This window comes from Burkholderia puraquae (assembly GCF_002099195.1).
GTDB lineage: Bacteria > Pseudomonadota > Gammaproteobacteria > Burkholderiales > Burkholderiaceae > Burkholderia > Burkholderia puraquae.
The window spans coordinates 50,037-69,622 of the sequence record NZ_NBYX01000027.1 but is presented as its reverse complement, the minus strand read 5'-3'; the positions used below and the strand labels follow the sequence as shown (position 1 = coordinate 69,622).

Sequence of the window (19,586 nt, the reverse complement as noted above, 5' to 3'; positions counted from 1 at the left end):
ATGAGCACGCCTCTGAAGACCCTGATCACGAAACTGAACCCGCTGTGCCGCCACGCGACCGAGCGTGCGGCGAGCGCGTGCCTGGCGCGCGGCCACTACGAGGTCGATCTGGAGCACCTGTTCCTCGCGTTGCTCGAGGAGCCGGCGGGCGACCTGCCGCTCGCGCTGCGCGCAAGCCGTGTCGATCCGCATGCGCTGCGCGCCGATCTGGAGCGCGAGCTGACGCGCCTGAAGACGGGCAACACGCGCACGCCGGTGTTTTCCGTGCACCTGATCGCGCTGTTCGAGCAGGCGTGGCTGATCGCGTCGCTCGATTCGCAGCTCGGCCGCATTCGCTCGGGCCACCTGCTGCTCGCGCTGCTCACCGCGCCGGATCTCGCGCAGTTCGCGCAGCGCATGTCGTCGCAGTTCGCGGAAGTGAACGTGACGGACCTGAAGCACAAGTTCGACGAGATCGTGGCCGGGTCGAACGAGGCCGAGCCGCGCCAGGCCGATACGGACGACAGCGGCGTGACGCCGGCGGCTGACGGCGCGGCAGCCGCGGCCGGCCCGTCGAAGACGCCCGCGCTCGACACGTACACGACCAACCTCACGCAACGCGCACGCGACGGCAAGATCGACCCGGTGATCGGCCGCGAAGCCGAGATTCGCCAGGCGATCGACATCCTGATGCGCCGCCGCCAGAACAACCCGATCATGACCGGCGAGGCCGGCGTCGGCAAAACGGCGGTCGTCGAGGGGCTCGCGCTGCGCATCGCGGCCGACGACGTGCCGCCGCCATTGCGAGGCGTCGCGCTGCACGTGCTCGACATGGGGCTGCTGCAGGCCGGCGCGAGCGTGAAGGGCGAATTCGAGAACCGCCTGAAGAGCGTGATCGACGAGGTGAAGAAGAGCGCGCACCCGATCATCCTGTTCATCGACGAGGCGCACACGATCATCGGCGCAGGCGGCCAGGCCGGCCAGAACGACGCGGCGAACCTGCTGAAGCCGGCACTCGCGCGCGGCGAGCTGCGCACGATCGCCGCGACGACGTGGAGCGAATACAAGAAGTACTTCGAGAAGGATGCGGCGCTCGCACGCCGCTTCCAGGTCGTGAAGGTCGAGGAGCCGAGCGAGCCGCTCGCGGCCGCGATGCTGCGCGGGATGTCCGGCCTGATGGAGAAGCACTTCAACGTGCGGATCCTCGACGATGCGATCACCGAGGCCGTGCGCCTGTCGCACCGCTACATCAGCGGCCGCCAGCTGCCGGACAAGGCGATCAGCGTGCTCGATACCGCGTGCGCGAAGGTCGCGCTCGCGCACAGCGCGACGCCGGCGGCGATCGACGACACGAAGAAGCGCATCGAGCGCATCGACGCGGAAATCGCGTCGCTGGAGCGCGAGGCGGCCGGCGGTGCGTCGCACGACGAGCGGCTCGGCGAGCTGCGCGGCGCGCGCGACACGGCGCTCGAACAGCTCGCGAAGGATGAAGCGCGCTACGAAGCCGAGCGCGCGATCGTCGCCGAGATCACCGTGCTGCGCGACACGCTCGACAAGGCGCGCGGCTCGTCGGAAGACGGCGAGCCGGTCGACGTGCCGGCCACTCGCGAGAAGCTGGCCGAACGCGTCGCGGCGCTGCACGCGCTGCAGGGCGGCGAGCCGATGGTGCCGCTGCAGGTCGATGGCCATGTGGTTGCCGAGATCGTCGCCGCGTGGACGGGCATTCCGCTCGGCCGGATGGTGAAGGACGAGATCGACACCGTGCTGAACCTGCAGCCGCTGCTTGCCGCGCGCGTGATCGGCCAGGACCATGCGCTCGACGCGATCGCGCAGCGCGTGCGCACCGCGACCGCGAACCTCGAGGATCCGAACAAGCCGCGCGGCGTGTTCATGTTCGTCGGGCCGTCGGGCGTCGGCAAGACCGAGACGGCGCTCGCGCTGGCCGACATCCTGTACGGCGGCGAGCGCAAGATGGTCACGATCAACATGAGCGAGTACCAGGAAGCGCACAGCGTGTCGGGCCTGAAGGGCTCGCCGCCGGGCTACGTCGGCTACGGCGAAGGCGGCGTGCTGACCGAGGCCGTGCGCCGCAACCCGTATTCCGTCGTGCTGCTCGACGAGGTCGAGAAGGCACACCCCGACGTGCTCGAGATGTTCTTCCAGGTGTTCGACAAGGGCGCGATGGACGATGCGGAAGGGCGCGAGATCGACTTCCGCAACACGCTGATCATCCTGACGTCGAACGTCGGTTCCACCGCGGTGATGCAGGCGTGCCTGAACAAGCCGGCCGAGGAGCTGCCCGATCCGGACGCGCTCGCCGAGACGCTGCGCCCGCAACTGTACAAGACCTTCAAGCCCGCGTTCCTTGGGCGGATGAAGGTCGTGCCGTATTACCCGATTTCCGACGACGTGCTGGCCGAGATCATCGAGCTGAAGCTCGAGCGGATCCGCCGCCGGATCGAGGCGAACCACAAGGCGGCGTTCGAATGGGACGAATCGCTCGTCGATGCGGTGCTCGCGCGCTGCACCGAGGTCGACTCGGGCGCCCGCAACGTCGACCACATTCTGAACGGCACGCTGCTGCCGGAGATCGCGGGCCACGTGCTCGGCCGGATCGCCGACGGCGAGGCCATCGCGCGCATCGCGGTGCGCGCGGACGAGGCCGGCGAATTCACGTACACCGTCGAATGAGCGCGGCCGTGCAACGCAAGCATTTGATGAACTGACCGAACCATGCCGATCAATCTCCCCGAGCTGCTGACGCCGATCAGCGATGCGTCGCCCAGTGGCGACGACCTGCTGTTTTCGAACGAATTCGACGCGATCCAGGATGCGCGGCGCTACGACGATCCGACGCTCGACCAGGGCGAATGGGTGACAGAGATCAAGGAGGCCGACTGGGGCTTCGTGGTCGACCATGCGGGCGAACTGCTGCGCACGCGCACGAAGGACCTGCGGCTCGCCGTGTGGCTGACCGAGGCGCTCGCGCTGGAAGACGGCATCACCGGCCTCACCGAAGGCTATGCGCTGCTCGAGGGCCTGTGCCGTGACTTCTGGGACACCGTGCACCCGCTGCCCGAAGACGGCGACACCGAGCACCGGCTCGGCAACGTCGCGTGGCTGTCCGGCCGCACGGCCGAGCTGCTGCGCGCGGTGCCGATGACGGACGGCGCGTCGAACGCGTTCAGCACGCTCGACTGGGAAGTGGCGCAGCACGTTGCGCAGTCGATCAAGCGTGACCCCGAACACGCCGACGACATCGCACGCGGCAAGCCGTCGATCGAGCAGATCGATTCGTCGCGGCGCGTGACGTCGATCGCGTTCTACACCGCGTTGCTCGCGAACCTGAAGGCGTTCGAATTCGCACTCGATGCGTTCGAGGAGCGGCTCGTCGAGCGCGCGGGCGATTCGGCGCCGAGCTTCCGGCAGGCGCGCGACGCATTCGAGACCGTGTACCGGCTCGCCGAGCGCTTTGCGCGCGAGCAGGGCTATACGGGCAGCGCGCCGCATGCGCAGTCGGCACCGCAGGCGCAGCCCGAGCGCATCGAGCCGGTGTTCGGCAATCCGATCCAGACCGAGGAGACACACGTGCAGCCGCAGACCGTTCCGCGCGCCCCGGTGACGCAGATGATCGCCGGCATCCAGAACCGTGCGCAGGCCGTCGACCAGTTGCGCGCGGTCGCCCGCTACTTCCGCCAGACCGAGCCGCACAGCCCGGTCGCGTATCTCGCCGACAAGGCCGCCGAATGGGCCGACATGCCGCTGCACAAGTGGCTCGAGAGCGTCGTGAAGGACGACGGCTCGCTGTCGCATATTCGCGAGCTGCTGGGGGTGCGGCCCGACGAGCAGTCGTAAACGCAAAACGGGCGGTGCATCGCTGCCGCCGCCCGTTTTTGCCTGTCGCGCCGCTCCGGGAGGAGCGGCAGCGGTCGTTCGTTACTGTCCCACCCGGAACTCGATCCGCCGATTCCTCGCCCGCCCATCCGCCGTATCGTTCGGCGCGATCGGCTGATCCGGCCCGACACCCGTCGTCGTCATCTGCTGCGGCGGGATGCTCTTCGTGATCAGGTAGCCCTTCACCGCATCCGCGCGCGCCTGGCTCAGCGCGATGTTCGACGTGCGGTTTCCCGAGTTGTCGGTGTGGCCGATGATGTCGACCGTGCGGTTCTGCATCTTCGCGAGTGCGGTCGCCATCTGGTCGAGGATCAGCCTGCCCTGCGGCGTGAGCGTCGCGCTGCCGGTCTCGAACTCGATCGTGCGGTTCGCGAGCGTCTGGTCGAGCACGCCCTGTTCGGACGCCGACACGCGCAGCCCGTTCTTGATCGTATACGTCGGGTTCAGCGTGTTCGCCATGTCGCTCGCGAGCTGCTGGCGCTGCGCTTCGTTGTGCACCTCGCCCTTCATCTCGATCTGCGTGCCGTTGATCTTCAACTGTCCCTTGCTGATCTGCTTGAGCTGCGTGCCGATCAGCTTCTGTACGTTCGCGCTCCAGTTCGGCGGCGTGGCAACGTCGCCGACCTCGATCTGGTCGACGACGTTCGTCGCGCCGTAGGTGTCGCGCAGCTTCTGCAGCACGGCGGCCTTGGTCGCCTCGTCGGGCACCTTGCCGCCGACGACCACCTGGCCAGGTGTCGCGGTCGCGGGCGGCGGCGTGATGGTGCTCGCGGTGCCGGCCGTGCCGTGCACGACGGCGCCGGAGGCGGTCCCCGGTGCAGCGCCGGTGTTCGCGGACAGCGTAGTCGTCGCGACCGTGCCGTTGCCGACCGGCGTGACGGTCGCGCCGGTGTTCTGCGCGAAGGCCGCGCCACTGGCGAAGAGCCCGGCAGCGAGGAGGGCAGCGACGGCGGAAGAGACGCGCGCGCGCCGGACGTGAATCGTGCGATGCATCCCGTCAGCCTCCGATGAACGCTTCGCGGAACGCGTCGATGGCGACGCGCAGCGAGAGTTGCGGTTGGTCGAGGTAGCTGACGAGCTTGCTGATCTGGTGATCGTTTTGCGCATGGGCGTCGATCCACTCGGGATCGTCGATGTCGATGTTGTGGGCGGCGTAGGTCTGCGGATCGACGACGCTCAGCAGTGTCTTTGCCGACGCGCCGTTGAAGCCGATGATGAGCCGTTCGCGCTCGGCGATCGTGCCGATGAAGATCGCGAGCTCGAAGTCGGCCTGCGCGACGAACGGTGCGATCAGTTCGAGCCAGAACGCGGCGACGAGGCTGCGGTAGAACGGATCGACCGGCAACGGCAGCGTGAGGCCGCGCTCGATGTGCGACGAGCCGCTCTGCATCACCGGCCGCAGCAGCGAGCCGAGCGCGAGCATCGCGCCGCGCAGCCGCACGGGATGGCCACTCTCGAGCAGCATCTCCTGGAGGCCGTGCAGCGACTGATGTTCGACGAAATCGTTGAAGGTGCCGTCATGCGACGTGCCGGGGCCGCCGACGTCGATCGGCACCTGCGTGTCGCCGAGCGCCTGCAGCGCGCCGGGCGGCTCGTCCTTGCCGAGCAGCGGCGGTATCTGCGTCGCGACGCGCGACCACAGCCGCGCGAACGCGAGCGGGCTGCGTGCCAGGAACGCGAGCGGCCGGTCGACCTCGAGCGCGGTTGCGCCGAGGAACGGGAAGCGGCGCATCGACACGTCGTGGCTCGCGACCATGTGGCCCGCGATCGCGAGCTTGCTGCGCGAGCCGAGGAACGCGAAATGCATCGGCTTCGCATCCTCGTAGACGAGCTTCCAGCGCGGATCTTCCGCGAGCAGTTCGAGCGCCTGCGCGATCCAGCGGTCGAGCGTCTGCAGCAACTGCGGATTGTGCGGGCTCTTCACGAAGTCGCCGCGCGACGGAATCTTGCCGAAGTAGGCGATTTGCGCCTGTACGGTTTGCGTCATTGCGCCCCCTGTGCATTCGTTGCGTTGGCAGCCGCGACGGCCGGCGCTGCGCCCGGCGTGCCCGTGCCGGACTGGGTCGCGTTCTGCGCGGCGCCCGCGCTCGCGTCGGCGACCGACGACGGCAGTTGCAGGCCGCGCAGGCTTTGCTGTTGCGGCTGGTCACCGCCACCGCCCGACGGTTGCGACGTGCTGATGATGCGCATCGTCACCGACACGTTCACGTTGCCCTGCACCCACGTCAGGTCGAAGGTGCCGTCCGGACGGCGCTTGCGTTGCGCCGAGTTGATCAGCTTCTCGAGACCATAGCGGCCCGGCTCGTTGACGAGCTGCACCGTGCGGCCGTCGAAGGTCGTCGCGGACAGCGTCGCGCCCGGCGAGCCCTGCGGGTTCGGCCATACGAAGTTGGTCCACTGCGGCGGCGTGTTGCGGTACCGCAGCTGCTGGCCGTCGATCGCGATCGTGTATTCCGTCGTGCCCGTGCTCGGCTGCGGCAGGATCTGGAACACGGTCTGCGGCTCGGACGACGCGGCCGCGCTGCCTGCCGCACCGCCCGCGAGCGGCGCGACCCAGCGGGCGAAGCCGCTCGTGAAGTCCGGCGTGAGCCCGATGCCCATGTCGCCCCACGTGCGGGCGGCGAGGGTGTCGCCGCGGCGCACCGCGAGCGGCCCGAGTGTCGTGCCGACGAACTTCGCGATCGAGCCGTCCGGTCCGAACACCTGCGCGATTTCACCGGCGCCGGCCTCGACCTTCGCGCTCGCCGCGAACGGGTACTTCGTCGCGAGCGAGTTCTGGAACGGCTGGTAGACCTGTGCGTTCCACACCTTGTTGACTTCGGCGCTGGCCGGCTGGATCACGACCGCGAACGCCTGCATCAGCGGCCGCACGAGCAGCGGACGCAGCGACTTGCGTTGCGAATCGGTGAGGCCCGTCAGCATCTGCTCGTCGACGAGCTTCAGCGAATCGGCGAGTTCCGAACCGTTGCCGTCGAGCGTTTGCTGCATCAGCTGGCGCGCGCCCGGGCCCGGGTCGCCCTGGTTCTTGATCACGTTGAAGCGCGTGCGGACCTTCGACAGCGAATCCATGTAGCCCTTGAGCATCGACGTGCCGTCATGCACCGCGACGATCCGCGCGAGCCCGACGAACTCCTGGCCGATCGGACCCATCGGCACCTCGGCCGGATTGCCGTTGATGTCGATGTTGGCGGCCGCCACCTGGCCGGCCTGCGAGCGCGAGAACAGTTGCTTGACCCAGTTCACGACGCCCGTCTGCGCCTTCTTGATCGTCACGTTCGCGAGCGACGGGTTGTCCCACGAGGTCTGGTCGTACGCGGTCTCGAGGATCTTGCGGATCGGCGAATCCTGCGGGTCGCCGAGGCGGTTCATCCCGTCGACGGCCTGGCCGAAGCTGGTGAAGCCCTGCACCGCGATGCCCTGCATGAACTTCTGCCAGTGCTGCGCGTACTCGGTCTTGTACATGCCGACGAGCGTCTTCTGGATCTGCTCGGGGCTGCCCTCGAGCGTCAGGTCGTCCTGCGTCGACGTGTTCAGCACCCAATCCTTCGCTTGCAGTTCCTTGGTCGCTGCGTCGCGGATCGCCGGCTGCACGTAGTCGAACCACGCTTCGCGCGTGAAGGTGCCCGGAATCGCGTAGCTGCCTGCCACGAGCCCCTGGTTGCCGTCGCCGACGATGCGCGCGATGGTCATCGGCGCGAAACGGGTCGACGCGCGTGCCTTGATTTCCTCGTAGACGCGCTGGCGGGCCGGCATCCCGCGCACGACGTGGCGCAGGTTCTCGCGAGTCTGGTCGACGAGCGCGAGGTTCGCGTCGATCATCGGCCAGTCGTCGTCATTCACGCGGGACAGGTAGAACGAGATCATGCGCTCCGCGCTCTTGATCATCTCGTCACGCGGCATGTTGCCGCGATTCGTCTCCAGCCAGCCGCGCCAGAAGCGGGCGAGCTGGTCGGTCAGGTGCGCCTGCTCGACGTGGCGCTTGTCGGACAGCATCAGGTACGTCTTGAGCGCGTTGTACGCGTCCTGCACGTTGGTCGGCGACGCGTCGCTGTAGAGGCCGCCCTGCGGTGCGGCCGGCTGTTGCGCTGCTGCGGCCGGCGCGGTGCCGGACGCGGCCAGGGCGGCACCGGCCTGCGGCGCGGCGCCTGCCGCGTTCGTCGACACCGGAATCGCGCCACCCTGCACGGCGCCCGATTCGGGCGGGCGCGTCATCGGCACGAGCTGTTCGGGGTGCGCGTTCACGTCCTTCATGAACGACGCGAGGTTTTGCGATACAGGGGCCAGCAGGATCTGGCGCACGCCGTTGTAATACTCGGTCAGCAGATGCTGCTCGAGACGGTCGCCCTGGTACAGGCCGAGCGACACCGACAGCGGCTTGTCGCGGCGGAACTGCTCGAGCTGCTCGATCCGGTCTTCGAGGATGTCCATCGCCTGCAGGCGCGACTGCAGGTCGTTGCGGCCCTGCTGCAGGCGCGTGACGTTGTCGAGGTCGGCCTGCACGTTCGTGACGAGCTGCTGGTTGCCGATCGTCGACCAGGTCCAGCCGCCCAGCGCGAGCGCGAGCGCCGCGACGAAGCCGAAGAAGGTCGCGTAGCGCAGCCGCGTCTTGGTCGGGCTCGCGAACTGCCGCACCGTCTGGCGGTCCGCGAAGATCACCTTCGAGAACAGGTCGCGCAGGAAGAAGCCGTTCTTCGAGAACGCACTGTGCGGCTTCGGCAGCGCGGCGCCGTCGAGGCCGAAGCGATGCGCGATGCGCTGCGCGGCCGCGCTGTTGGTTTCGCCTTCCTGCAGCGCGCTGGTGAAGTAGAAGCCGCGGAAGATCGGCTTGTACTGGAACGGGTTGTTCTCGAACAGTGTCGCGAGGAACGCGCGCAGCGAGGGCTTGATCGTCGAGAATTCGAGCGGGAAGCTCAACTGGCCCGGCGACAGCTGGTTGCCGCGCGACAGCGACAATTGCGCGACGCTGATCTCCTTCAGCCCTTCGTAGAGTTCCTCGAAGTGCGTGTCGAACTGCGCGACGACGTCGCGCTTGTCGTCGGGCTCGTAGGGCAGGGTGGCGCCCCACACGCGGTCGTACTCGTGCTTGTCGCTGCTGCTGAAGAATTCGGTGAAGCCGGTGATCAGGTCGGCCTTCGTGAACATCACGTAGACCGGCGCGAACACCTCGAGCTTCTCCGTCAGCTCCTGAACGCGCTGGCGGAGGTTTTTCGCGAGGTTGATCGCGAATTCGGGGCGGTTGCCGGTGAGTTCGGCGATGCTCGCGGTGACGATGATGCCGTTGATCGGCGCCTTCGGGCGGTAGCGCTTGAGCAGGCCGAGGAAGCCGAGCCACTCGCTGCGGTCTTCCTCGTGCACCGAATAGCGGCCCGCCGTGTCGAGCAGGATCCCCTCGGTCGTGAAGAACCAGTCGCAGTTACGCGTACCGCCGATGCCGTGGATCACGGCGCTGTTCTTGTCCGCGAACGGGAACTGCAGGCCGGAGTTGAGCACGGCGCTGCTCTTGCCTGCGGCCGGGTTGCCGATCACGATGTACCAGGGCAGTTCGTACAGCGCGGAGCCGCCCGATACCTGGCCGATCTTCGACGTCTTGATCGTCTTCACCGCGTCCGACAGGCGCGTGCGCAGCACGTCGAGGTCGGCCGTCTTCGCGTCGGGGGCGAGCGCGGCGGCGGCGGGCGCGGCGATCTTGCCGGTTTCCGCCTGCTCTTCCAGTATCTGGCCGAGCTGCTGGTTCGCGCGCTTCACGCGCCAGCGGCGCCACAGCGCGACGACGAGCCACAGCGCGAGGATCGCCGCGAACGCGATCGCCGCCCACAGGAGCGGGAGCTGCAGCATGTCGGCGACGATGAAGAGGATGGCCGCTAGCGCGACGATCCCGACGATCGAGAGCGTACGCGGATGAGTCAGCACGTTGAGGATGCGTTGCATAGGACGTTCAGGTTCCGGTGCGATTCGGTGAGGCGACGCAGGCGCGCCGAGCGGCAAGGGTGGCGCCGCGATGTGTCGCCATGCTGTCAAACGGGATGAAGGGGGCTGGCATCAATGCGCCCGCGGCATCGGAGAAGGCGCGCGCATTAACGAAAGGACGCTGTGAGATTTAAAACGGAAGCGGCGGCCGAAAAAAATCGCGCACCGGAATGCATGATTTTTTGCGCCGCCCATATCGTTTCCTGCCGGGATATTAAAAAGCCCCATGCCGCCCTCATTATTTCCTGTCCGGCAGCCCTGGCTAGCTGCCGCGTCCCAGTTTAAAACCGGGTTTATGGTATTCCACGTGCCCGAGATCCATCATTTTCCAGCGGCCCCCCCAGGTCAGGCCAACCTGTTCGGCGACCTGGCCATACAACTGGTAGCCGCGCATCGCCCACGGATCTTTCTCGGAAATGACCAGCTTGCCATCGCGCAGGAATGCGTTGTCGGCCGCCAGCCCGAATTGGTGATAGCTCTGGAAGGCTGCCGCGTTGGTCACGTTGCTGCCCATCTGCGCCAGCCGGTTCTGCCGTTCCGGGCTCCGATAACCTTCCAGCAACGCCATTTCATAACCATATTGTTCGTGCATGATCTTGTAGACCAGCAGCAAACGCGTACGGAAATCCGGATCCAGCAGGTTCCAGTCTCGGCTCGCATCCTTCAGCGCCGGGCGTACCTGTTCGACTTCCTTGGTGGCGAAGACTTCCGGCGGCAGCGGCGGCGGCGGCACGAGTTGCTCACCCTGCAGCAGCGCGGCGATCTTCTCGTCGGGCACGCGGGCCGTGTCGTCGTACTGGAACAATTGCCGGCCGCGTAACGCGATGGCGACCAATGGCGGCGTCGCAAGAATACCTGCCGATACCATAATCATCAAGCGCCGGCGAACCAGTAAATTTTGCACGTCGTTTAAAGCGCCGCGCGTCACGCTTGCCGATTTAACAATCTGACTTCGCGTACGCACGGCGCGATCGTTCGCACGGCGCGTAAGACGGCCGTGAAACTGGGCGACGGATTCGAAAACGGTCGCCCGGATACCCGGTAAAAGCAACAGTGCCGCAACCGCGACGGCAAGGGCGAAATAGGCGACGAGTGCGACGGCAATCAAAGAAATCCCCGGAAATTGGAATTGATTGTGTTTTGCAATGCTTGCTCTTAGAATCAGGCTGCTTCGAGAGGCCGGGCTATATTATCGCGGTGAATTAAACCAGGATTCAATGAGACGCTGAATGAGTGCGCCGGAAAATTCAAATTCGAAATCTCCGCCCAGCCTGCTGTCCGATACCAAACCGGCAGGCGACGGAGGAGCTCAGCAGTCGCGCATTCTCGCGAATCTGGAAGGACGTGTCACGCCGCCGGCCGAACCGCCGCGCCGTTCGCTGAAGGCGCCGATCGCCGCCGTCGTGGCCCTGGTGGTGGCCGTCGGTGGCTGGGGCGCGTGGCGCATGCAGCATTCGGGCGAGCAGGCCGCCGTCGTCACGGCCGAGGCCGCGCCTGCAGCGGCTGCACCGGCGAAGGCCGCAGCGGCCAGCGACGCTGCCGCCGTGCAGGTCGCGCAGAATACCGCGTCCGCTGCGTCCGCCGTGCAACCGGCCACGATCGTCAACGACGACGCGGCGTCCCGAACCGTTGCTTCCGCATCGTCTGCGTCCGCCACGGACAACAGCCGCCTGTCGCGCGCGCTCGCCAGCGGCGCCGACGACGCATCGGGCGCAGCCACCACTGGTGTGGCCGCTGCTGCTGCCGCTGCGACGGCCAAAACCGCAAAGGCCGACGCGTCGAAGGGCGCGAAGGTCGCGGCGCATGGCAAGACCGATGCGAAGGCCGATGCGAAGGCCGAGGCCCGCAAGCATCACAAGGAACAGCAGGCCGAACTCGCGCAGGCGAAGAAGCATCGCGACGCGACGTCGACCCGTACCGCGAAGGCGGGCGGGAAGGACGATCCGGATGCGGATCTGCTCGCGGCGCTCGTCGCGCGCACGAAGCCGGCCGACAAGAAACTCGCCGCGCAGAAGGCGCAGGCCGTGCCGACCAAGACGGCTGCGACGACCGGTTCGCTGGCGTCGCGCGTGAAGGAGTGTTCGGAGCGCGGATTCTTCGAGGATCAACTGTGCCGCTGGCGTGTCTGCGAAGGCCACTGGGGCAAGGATCCCGCGTGCCCGAGCGCCGCGCAGTCGGAGACGCGGCAGTAACGCGTCCTGCGCGTGTCGACCCGCCGTACCTGCGCCGCCCGTTGGGCGGCGCGTTGCTTTTGGGCGCACCGAATCGGCCGGTATGATGCGGCGTGACGCTGTCACCGGCGCGTCATGCCCGTCGGGCATACGTTTCCTTTCCTTTCCCGGCGCGGGCTCGCGACCCGCTATGCGCGGCGCGCCGCACGACCTTCGACACGATGGACCTGATCGTACAGACTTACGGCGCCGATACGTCCGGCATGGTGTGCGGATTCCGCTTCGTTCCGGGCGGATCCGGCGCGACGCTCGATGCGGACGCGGCTGCCGCGTGGCTGCGTACGTGCCGCGAGCACGATGCCGCGTCGGACGATTTCGTCTGGCTGCATTTCAATCTCGCGCACGGCGCGAGCGAGCGCTGGATGCGCACGCACCTCGGGCTGCCCGACAGCTTTTTCGAATTCCTCCACGAAGGGTCGCGCTCGACACGCATCGAGCAGGAAGACGGCGCGTTGCGCGCGATCGTCAACGACGTGATGTTCAACCTCGAACTCACACCATCGGAGATCGCGACGCTGTTCGTCCACGTCGAACGGCGCATCATGGTCACCGCGCGGCTCAAGCCGCTGCGCTCGGTCGACACGCTGCGCGCATGCGTGCGCGACGGCGAGCAGTTCAGGTCGCCTGCTGAACTGCTCGTGCACCTGCTGCGCGACCAGGCCGACCTGCTGATCCAGATCATGCGGCGCACGAGCATCGACGTCGACCGCATCGAGGACCGCTTCCTGTCGCAGCGGCTCACGTCGAGCCGCATCGAGCTCGGCGCGATGCGCCGCACGCTGACGCGCCTGCAGCGCATGCTCGCGCCCGAGCCCGGGTCGATCTTCCGGCTGCTCGCGAAGCCGCCCGCGTGGCTGCACATGGAGGACGTGCAGGAGCTGCGCGAGTCGACCGAAGAGTTTTCGCTGGTGCTCGCCGATCTGGCGGGGCTCAACGAGCGGATCAAGCTGTTGCAGGAAGAGATCGGTTCGCGTCTCGACGAGCAGAACAACCGGACGCTGTTCACGCTGACGCTCGTGACCGTGATCGCGCTGCCGATCAACATCGTCGCCGGCTTCTTCGGAATGAACGTCGGCGGCGTGCCGTTCTCGGAGAACAAGCACGGCTTCTGGCTGATGGTGCTGCTCGTCGCGGGCTTCACGGGGCTCGCCGCGTGGTGGGCGTTCCGCCGGCGCGACGACCGCTAGCACACCCGCGCCGCATCGACTCGTCAGCGCAGCAGCGCGATCGCGCGTTCGCCGATCACCATTCCGAGCAGGCCCACGAGCGCGACGAGCGGCGGGGCCGGCGAGCGCACGTGCAGCAGCGCGTACAGCACGCCGACGCCGAGGCCCACCGCGAGCGAAGTCACGTAATCCAGCATGGCGGTCTCCGTGTGGTCCGGCGTCAGGGCTTGAGGATGACGCGCTCGCGCGCACCGGCCAGCACCGCGCGATAGGCGTCGTGCGCGCGCTCGAGCGGGTACACGTAGTCGTCGCCGATCGGGAACGGGCGCAGCGTGCCGTTGCCGAAGCCGGATGCGAGCGTGTCGAGGATCTGCGCGACCGCGGCGGCGCCGAGCTGCAGCGAATCGACGCCCACGAACGTGTGCTGGCCGCGATAGAACGCGAAGATGTCGAACGGCACGCTGCGGTCGATCGTCGAGATGAAGACCTGCCGCGCCCCGATCGCCATCGACGCGTTCGCCGCTTCGAAGTACGGGCTGCCGACCGTGTTGTAGACGATGTCCGCGCCGTGGCCACCGGTCGCAGCACGCACCGCGTCGGCCACCGGTTCTTTCGACGCGTCGATCATGTGCACGTTGCCCGATGCGTGGCCGCGATAGCCGCCGGCGCTGCGCTCGACGCCGATCACGGTCGCGCCGTGTGCGCTCGCAAGCTGGATCGCGGCCTGGCCGACCTTGCCGTTCGCGCCGAACACGAGCACGACGTCGTCGGCCGTCGGCATGCCGGCGCGGCGCAAGCCTTCGTACGCGGTGACGAACGGCACGCCGACGCCGGCCGCTTCGTCGAGCGTCAGCACGGCGGGCTTGCGGCGCACCGAGGCCGCGTCGAGCACGAGCCACTCCGCGTGCGAGCCATCGCGATGCACGCCGAGATCGCCGCCCGAGCCCCACACCGGCGCGCCGATCCAGCCGTCCGGGCCGCTGCGCACGATGCCGGCCCAGTCGCGCCCGGGCGTGCGCGGCCACACCGCGTGCGGCATGCGGCCGAGCGCGGCCTTCACGTCGCTCGGGTTCACGCCGGCCGCGCGCACCTCGATCAGCATCTGGCCGTCGGCCGGTTCGGGCGTGTCGATTTCCCTGACCCGCGCGTCGAGCGACTCGATGTCGGCGGCGGGGGCGTCGAAGCGGATGCTGCGCATGATGATCTCCGTGACGGATGGCTGCCCCGCGGCTGGGCGGGCCGGCGCGTGCAGCGGGTGAAAAGGATGAATGGAGTCTAGTCGGCCCGGTTTGACGCGGAAACGTGCAAAGGCGGATGATTGCTTTGCGATAAACGCATAGCCAAATCCGAAGGCCCTGAATGGACGATTTCCTTTCCCCGCATCTGGCGCTGTTCGTCGACGTGGTCGACCAGCAGAGCTTCTCGGCAGCCGCACGCCGGCTGGGTATCGCCGCGTCGTCGGTCACGCGGCGCATCGACCGGCTCGAGACGCAGCTCGGCATCCGTCTCCTGCATCGCACCACGCATGCGTTGCGGCCGACCGAGGCCGGGCAGCTGCTGTACGGGCGCGCGACGCGGATGCTGGCCGAGCTGCGCGGCCTGCAGGAAGACCTGCACAGCCAGCACGACGAGCCGAGCGGGCTGCTGCGCGTCGACTGTCCGGCGCCGTTCGGCCGGCGTCACCTGATGGCCGCGCTGGCCGTGTTCATGCAGCGTCATCCGGCGCTGCAGGTCGACCTGGTGCTGACCGACAGCATGGTCGACTTGCAGGGCGCGCGGCTCGGCTCCGACGTCGATCTCGCGGTGCGCATCGGCCCGCTCGAGGACACACGCTTCGTCGCGACCGTGCTCGCGCAGCAGCGGCGCGTGCTGTGCGCGAGCGCGGCGTATCTCGCGCGGCGCGGCGAGCCGGAATCGCCCGACGCGCTCGCCGGCCACGACTGCCTTGCGTGGCACGGTGCGCCGCCGCCGGGCGCGTGGCGCTTCGGCGAGCGCCGCCACGTGCCGGCGCAGCCGCGGTTTCGCAGCAATCATTCGGAAGCGTTGCTCGAAGCCGCGATCGACGGACTGGGTCTCGCGCACCTGCCGACCTGGCTCGCGGGGGACGCGCTGCGCGACGGACGGTTGCGCGCGGTGCTGCCGCAGTTCGCCGCGGCGCCCGAGCAGGCGACGATCCACGTGTTGCGCCAGCAGGCGCGCGGCACCGCACGCGCGTCGCGGCTCGTCGCGTTCCTCGCGACCTGGTTCGCGCAGCCGGCGTGGGATGCCGCGTGGTCATGACGGTGCCGGCGGGCGTCGCGTCGCGGGGCCGTGCCGACGCCGGGCATAAAAAAGGGCCTCGCTCGCGAGGCCCGTCAAAGGTCGGAGAAGCCGGTACGCCGGCCGGCAGCCGCAGGCTGCGCGGCGCCGGCCGGATGCGCACCGTTACTGCGTCACTACCTTGCGCGGCTTGAAGAGACCCTGGTATTGGCGTGCCGGGCGTTCCTTCGTCACCGGCTCGATGCCGCCGAAGGTCGGCGTCTGGCGCAGCTTCATTGCAGCCGGCGAAGCGACCGAGCCGATCGACGTCGAGCGCGACGCGGGCGCGAGGTTGTTCGCGACGAGCAGCGCGGCCTCGCTCTTCAGGTTCGCGAGCAGCACCGGATCGGTCGAGCCGTTGACCTGCGTGAGCAGCCCGCTCCAGGCCGCGTCGCTGTAGTTCACGACGTAGTAGTCGAGCCCGCTCGGGTCGGCGACCACGCCCGTGCAGCCGTCGATCCGCGTCTGCGTCTGCGTATCCTTCAGCGCGAGCGTCGTGCGTTTCGCGAGACCCTGGCCGTACGCGAGCGTGATCGGCACCGTCCATTGCAGGCCCGGATACGCGTTCTTGTTCGGGAACGGCTGCTGCTTCAGCGTGATGACGGTCTGGTTCTTCGTCAGGTCGCACTGCGTGTCGAGCGAGATCAGCGGCACGCCGGTCTGACGCACGTAGCTGTCGCCGATCGGGCCGACCGCCTGGCCGCTTTCCTTCGACAGCGCATCCCACAGGCGCTTCGGCGTACCGTTGCCGAACGAGTAGTCGACCAGGTACTGCTGCAGACCCTTGCGCAGCGTCTGCTCGCCGAGATAGTTCTCGAGCGTCTTCAGCACGTGACCGCCCTTGTCGTACGTGAACGCGCTGGCGCTCAGCACGAAGTCGTTCGACGCCCAGTCGTTGAAGTTCGGCGCGACCGGGAACGCGTTCGGGCCGATGTCACGATTGATCACGCGGTACTTGTTCTTCACCTGGTCGAGCCAGCTGAACTCGTTGGGGAAGAACTGGATCGTCGTCTTCGTCTCGAAGAACGTCGCGAACGATTCGTTGAGCCACACGTTGTCCCACCAGTCGGTCGTGACGAGATCGCCGAACCACTGGTGCGCGACTTCGTGCGTCAGCACCTCGTTGCCGTAGTGCGACATTGGCTGGCCCGGCTGCGGCAGGATGTCGTCGGCGAACTCGAGGATCGACCCCCAGTTCTCCATCCCGCCGAAGTTCAGGTCCTTCTGCTCCTTGAACGCGTCGTTCGCGGCCACCGTATCGAACTTCGTGAGCGGCAGCGCGATGCCCGTGTAGCGGTAGTAGAAGTCGAGCGCCTGCTTGGTGCGGTCCATCGCCGGCTTCGCCCAGTCGCTCATGCCCGGCGGCGTGAACACGCGCAGGTGCAGGCCGCCCTTGCCGCCCGGCAGCGGGCTCGAGAAATCGTCCTCGTAGGTGTCGAACATGCCGCCGCCGAAGAACAGCAGGTACGACGGCATCGGTGGGGTCTTCTCGAACTGCACGAGCTTGTAGCCGCCGCCGACGTTGGTCGACGGCTTCTCGGCCGCGTTCGACACGACACGCCAGCTCTGCGGCACTTCGGCCGTCACTTCATAGGTCGGGCGGAACGCCGGCTCGTCCCAGCCGGGGAACCACTGGCGCGACAGGTTGGTTTCGCCCTGCGTGAGGATCGCGCCGCTCGTCTTGCCGTCGGTGCCCTTCAGGTCGACGCGGAAGACGCCCTCCGCGGCCGAGCAGCCCGGATACGGATCGTCGCCGCAGCTGCCGCCGGTGTGGTTGACCGGATCGTCATACGACTTGAAGTTGATGATGCCCGACCATTCCATGTGCAGCGAATAGTTGCCCGGCGAGATCGTGCCGCTGACGGGGCGCAGCTGATAGAAGTCGCCCTTGTCCTGCGGCGTCGCGATCAGCTGGATGTTGCCCGGCTGCAGCGTGATGCGGCCGTTCGTGAACTTGATCCGGTGGCCGGCGATCACGATGTTGTTGACCGGCTTCAGCACCTTGATTTCGACGTCGGCGCGGCCGTCGAACGCGTTCAGCGCGTCGTTCGGACGGAACCACAGCCGGTAGTTCACGGGCACCACGGTGTCCGGCAATTCGACAGGCGACACGCTCTTGTCGACGTTGGATGCGCTTGGCGGCGCGGTGACGGCGGGCGACGAGCCCGAGTGCGGCGCGCCGGCGGAGCTGAGCGCGGAAGCCGAGCCCACGCCGCCGTCGTCGCCGCCGCACCCGGCGAGCGCGAGTGCGGCGACGAGCGGCAGGTAACGCATCTTGCGAATGTTGATCGACATGACTGAAACCTCGATTGTTGAAAGAATCGTTCAGTGCTGTGAAAACGCCGGCAAAAACAATCCCCTCGCCGTTAATCAACAGCGATGAAAATGCCAATGACGGATTATTCGAAAAGACGGCGGCCGACTACGTGAAGGTAATCATGGTTTACTGCCCCCTCTGGATTTCCGGATGTCGGTTAACTTGCCGGTTCAAAATGGCCGGGCGCGTGTTGTACTGAATTGATTTCGCGCGCACGACACGGAACTGCACGCCCAGTGCGGGCGCGCAATCCCCTTGAACAGACGACCTACGGGGCTGGCCGGGCCTGGCCGCGGGATGGCAGGAACGCGTGTCGCCGTTCCGTAAAATCACCGTCATGCGGCTTCAAGGTTTGTCGGCTTGCTCGAAGGATGCGTAAATATACTTGATGGTTTTGGGTAAAGGAAACGAAAAATTTAGAAGTTGCATCTATTGAAATCGCCGTGCTTCATTGAATGCTGGAAGGCATTAATGCGATTTCCGTCGGGCTGGTATTTTCGTAGTTTTAATCTATTAACGATCTCGCGTGGCCGCGAAAACTACGAAACCCGGCGCATGAGGCGCTCGGTACAATGCAGCGACGATCCGCTCACCGACTGCCGCGAGGAGGCCCTCCCATGCCACGAACCCTGTTCCGTATCGCGCCGCTGCGCGCCGTGCTGCCGCTGTTCGCCGCCGTGCTCCTGCTCGGCGGCTGCGCAGGGCTGACGCGCGAACCGGTGCGCGTGACGGTCGCCGGGCTCGACCCGCTCGTCGGGCAGGGCCTCGAGATGCGTTTCAGCCTGAAGCTGCGCGTGCAGAACCCGAACGACGCGCCGATTGAATACGACGGCATCTCGGTCGCGCTCGACCTGAACGGCACGCCGTTCGCGAGCGGTGTCAGCGATCGCTCGGGCACCGTGCCGCGCTTCGGCGAGGCCGTGCTCGACGTGCCGGTTTCCGTGTCGGCCTTCGCCGCCGCGCGGCAGGCGTGGAACCTGCCCGGCGCGGCCGCGAACGGCGAGCTGCCGTATGCGCTGCGCGGCCGGCTCGCGGGCGGCGTGCTCGGCACCGTGCACTTCAACGACGCGGGCACGCTGCGCATGCCCGCGATGCCGGGGTGGGGCGGCTAGGTTGCGTGGCTTCTCTCAACGTCGCTCAAATGTCACCGAAAATTGACAAACTGACAGTCTTTAACGCTTATCGTTGCGTGGTGTCGATTTTCGCGGAGGTTGCCCCTACACTTGCCGATGTCCGAGGGCCGGACATTCTTTCAGGAGCAAAACATGGCGGCAAAATTCGAGATCAAGAAAGCCACGAACGGTCAGTACTACTTCCACCTGAAGTCGGCGAACGGCGAGATCATCCTCGCGAGCGAGCGGTACGAAGAGAAGGGCGGCGCGAGAAACGGGATCGCGTCCGTGCGGGAAAATGCGCGGCTGGATGAGCGCTACGAGCGGAAGCTTGCCCACAACGGCGAGCCGATGTTCAACCTGAAAGCCGCCAACCATCAGGTCATCGGCACGAGCGAAACGTACAAGAGTGTGCAGGGCCGCGAGAACGGCATCGCGGCCGTCAAGCGCGATGCGCCGGGTGCGGAAACCTTCGACCTGGCCTGATCGTCGATTGCGCCGCGGCGAACGCTTTCGGGCGGGCGTTGCGGCGCCCGTTTTGCCGGGTCGGGCAAAGCGCGGTATGGTGTGGTCCGCGCGGTGAATTCTCGCCGCCGTTGAAGCCAACCGTAACCGAGTTCGC

13 protein-coding genes and 1 pseudogene are annotated in these 19,586 nt (G+C 67.2%); 7 read left to right on the top strand and 7 right to left on the bottom strand.

Features of this window, described 5'->3' with window-relative positions; genetic code table 11:
- On the top strand, positions 1–2,670 hold the full coding sequence (gene tssH, locus B7G54_RS33160; RefSeq protein ID WP_085042945.1) for a type VI secretion system ATPase TssH: 2,670 nt from the start codon (positions 1–3) through the stop codon (positions 2,668–2,670).
- 42 nt (positions 2,671–2,712) lie between these two features.
- The gene (tssA, locus tag B7G54_RS33155; RefSeq protein ID WP_085042944.1) at positions 2,713–3,834 is read left to right on the top strand and encodes a type VI secretion system protein TssA; all 1,122 of its coding nucleotides are present in this window, start codon (positions 2,713–2,715) and stop codon (positions 3,832–3,834) included.
- An 81-nt stretch (positions 3,835–3,915) separates the two neighbouring features.
- Here the strand turns inward: tssA and B7G54_RS33150 are convergent, their stop codons facing one another.
- From B7G54_RS33150 to B7G54_RS33135, 4 genes are all read right to left on the bottom strand, one after another.
- The gene (locus B7G54_RS33150) at positions 3,916–4,866 is read right to left on the bottom strand and encodes an OmpA family protein (protein ID WP_085042943.1); all 951 of its coding nucleotides are present in this window, start codon (positions 4,864–4,866) and stop codon (positions 3,916–3,918) included.
- A 4-nt stretch (positions 4,867–4,870) separates the two neighbouring features.
- The gene (gene tagF, locus B7G54_RS33145) at positions 4,871–5,860 is read right to left on the bottom strand and encodes a type VI secretion system-associated protein TagF (protein ID WP_085042942.1); all 990 of its coding nucleotides are present in this window, start codon (positions 5,858–5,860) and stop codon (positions 4,871–4,873) included.
- Positions 5,857–9,801 carry a type VI secretion system membrane subunit TssM gene (gene tssM / locus B7G54_RS33140; protein ID WP_085042941.1) on the bottom strand — a complete coding sequence of 1,315 codons (3,945 nt, stop codon included), beginning with the start codon at positions 9,799–9,801 and terminating at the stop codon, positions 5,857–5,859. The genes tagF and tssM overlap by 4 nt, the downstream gene beginning before the upstream one ends.
- 301 nt (positions 9,802–10,102) lie before the next feature.
- Positions 10,103–10,948 carry a M15 family metallopeptidase gene (locus B7G54_RS33135; RefSeq protein WP_085042940.1) on the bottom strand — a complete coding sequence of 282 codons (846 nt, stop codon included), beginning with the start codon at positions 10,946–10,948 and terminating at the stop codon, positions 10,103–10,105.
- 121 nt (positions 10,949–11,069) lie between these two features.
- Here B7G54_RS33135 and B7G54_RS33130 point away from each other — a divergent pair, with 121 nt between their 5' ends.
- Together B7G54_RS33130 and B7G54_RS33125 are read left to right on the top strand one after the other, a co-directional pair.
- Positions 11,070–12,032, top strand: coding sequence for a phage tail protein (locus B7G54_RS33130; RefSeq protein WP_085042939.1), 963 nt, complete (start codon positions 11,070–11,072; stop codon positions 12,030–12,032).
- Positions 12,033–12,232: 200 nt separating this feature from the next.
- Positions 12,233–13,258, top strand: coding sequence for a transporter (locus tag B7G54_RS33125; protein WP_085042938.1), 1,026 nt, complete (start codon positions 12,233–12,235; stop codon positions 13,256–13,258).
- Positions 13,259–13,284: 26 nt separating this feature from the next.
- On the opposite strand, the pseudogene B7G54_RS33120 reads toward B7G54_RS33125, so the two are convergent.
- Positions 13,285–13,431, bottom strand: a pseudogene (locus tag B7G54_RS33120) (DUF1427 family protein); the annotation flags it as partial.
- Between the two features lie 26 nt (positions 13,432–13,457).
- Entirely contained in the window at positions 13,458–14,435 is a 978-nt protein-coding gene (locus tag B7G54_RS33115) for a quinone oxidoreductase family protein (protein ID WP_085042936.1), read from the bottom strand.
- A 161-nt stretch (positions 14,436–14,596) separates the two neighbouring features.
- On the opposite strand from B7G54_RS33115, the gene B7G54_RS33110 reads away from it, so the two are divergent.
- A complete protein-coding gene (locus B7G54_RS33110; protein ID WP_085042935.1) occupies positions 14,597–15,517 on the top strand; it encodes a LysR family transcriptional regulator in 921 nt (306 codons plus the stop codon).
- A 144-nt stretch (positions 15,518–15,661) separates the two neighbouring features.
- On the opposite strand, the gene B7G54_RS33105 is transcribed toward B7G54_RS33110, so the two are convergent.
- Positions 15,662–17,830 carry a M1 family metallopeptidase gene (locus tag B7G54_RS33105; protein ID WP_085042934.1) on the bottom strand — a complete coding sequence of 723 codons (2,169 nt, stop codon included), beginning with the start codon at positions 17,828–17,830 and terminating at the stop codon, positions 15,662–15,664.
- Positions 17,831–18,469: 639 nt separating this feature from the next.
- On the opposite strand from B7G54_RS33105, the gene B7G54_RS33095 reads away from it, so the two are divergent.
- Both B7G54_RS33095 and B7G54_RS33090 read left to right on the top strand, forming a co-directional pair.
- Positions 18,470–18,964, top strand: a complete 495-nt coding sequence (locus B7G54_RS33095) for an LEA/WHy family protein (RefSeq protein WP_085042933.1) — start codon at positions 18,470–18,472, stop codon at positions 18,962–18,964.
- Between the two features lie 153 nt (positions 18,965–19,117).
- Entirely contained in the window at positions 19,118–19,450 is a 333-nt protein-coding gene (locus tag B7G54_RS33090; RefSeq protein ID WP_085042932.1) for a YegP family protein, read from the top strand.
- Positions 19,451–19,586: the final 136 nt, after the last annotated feature.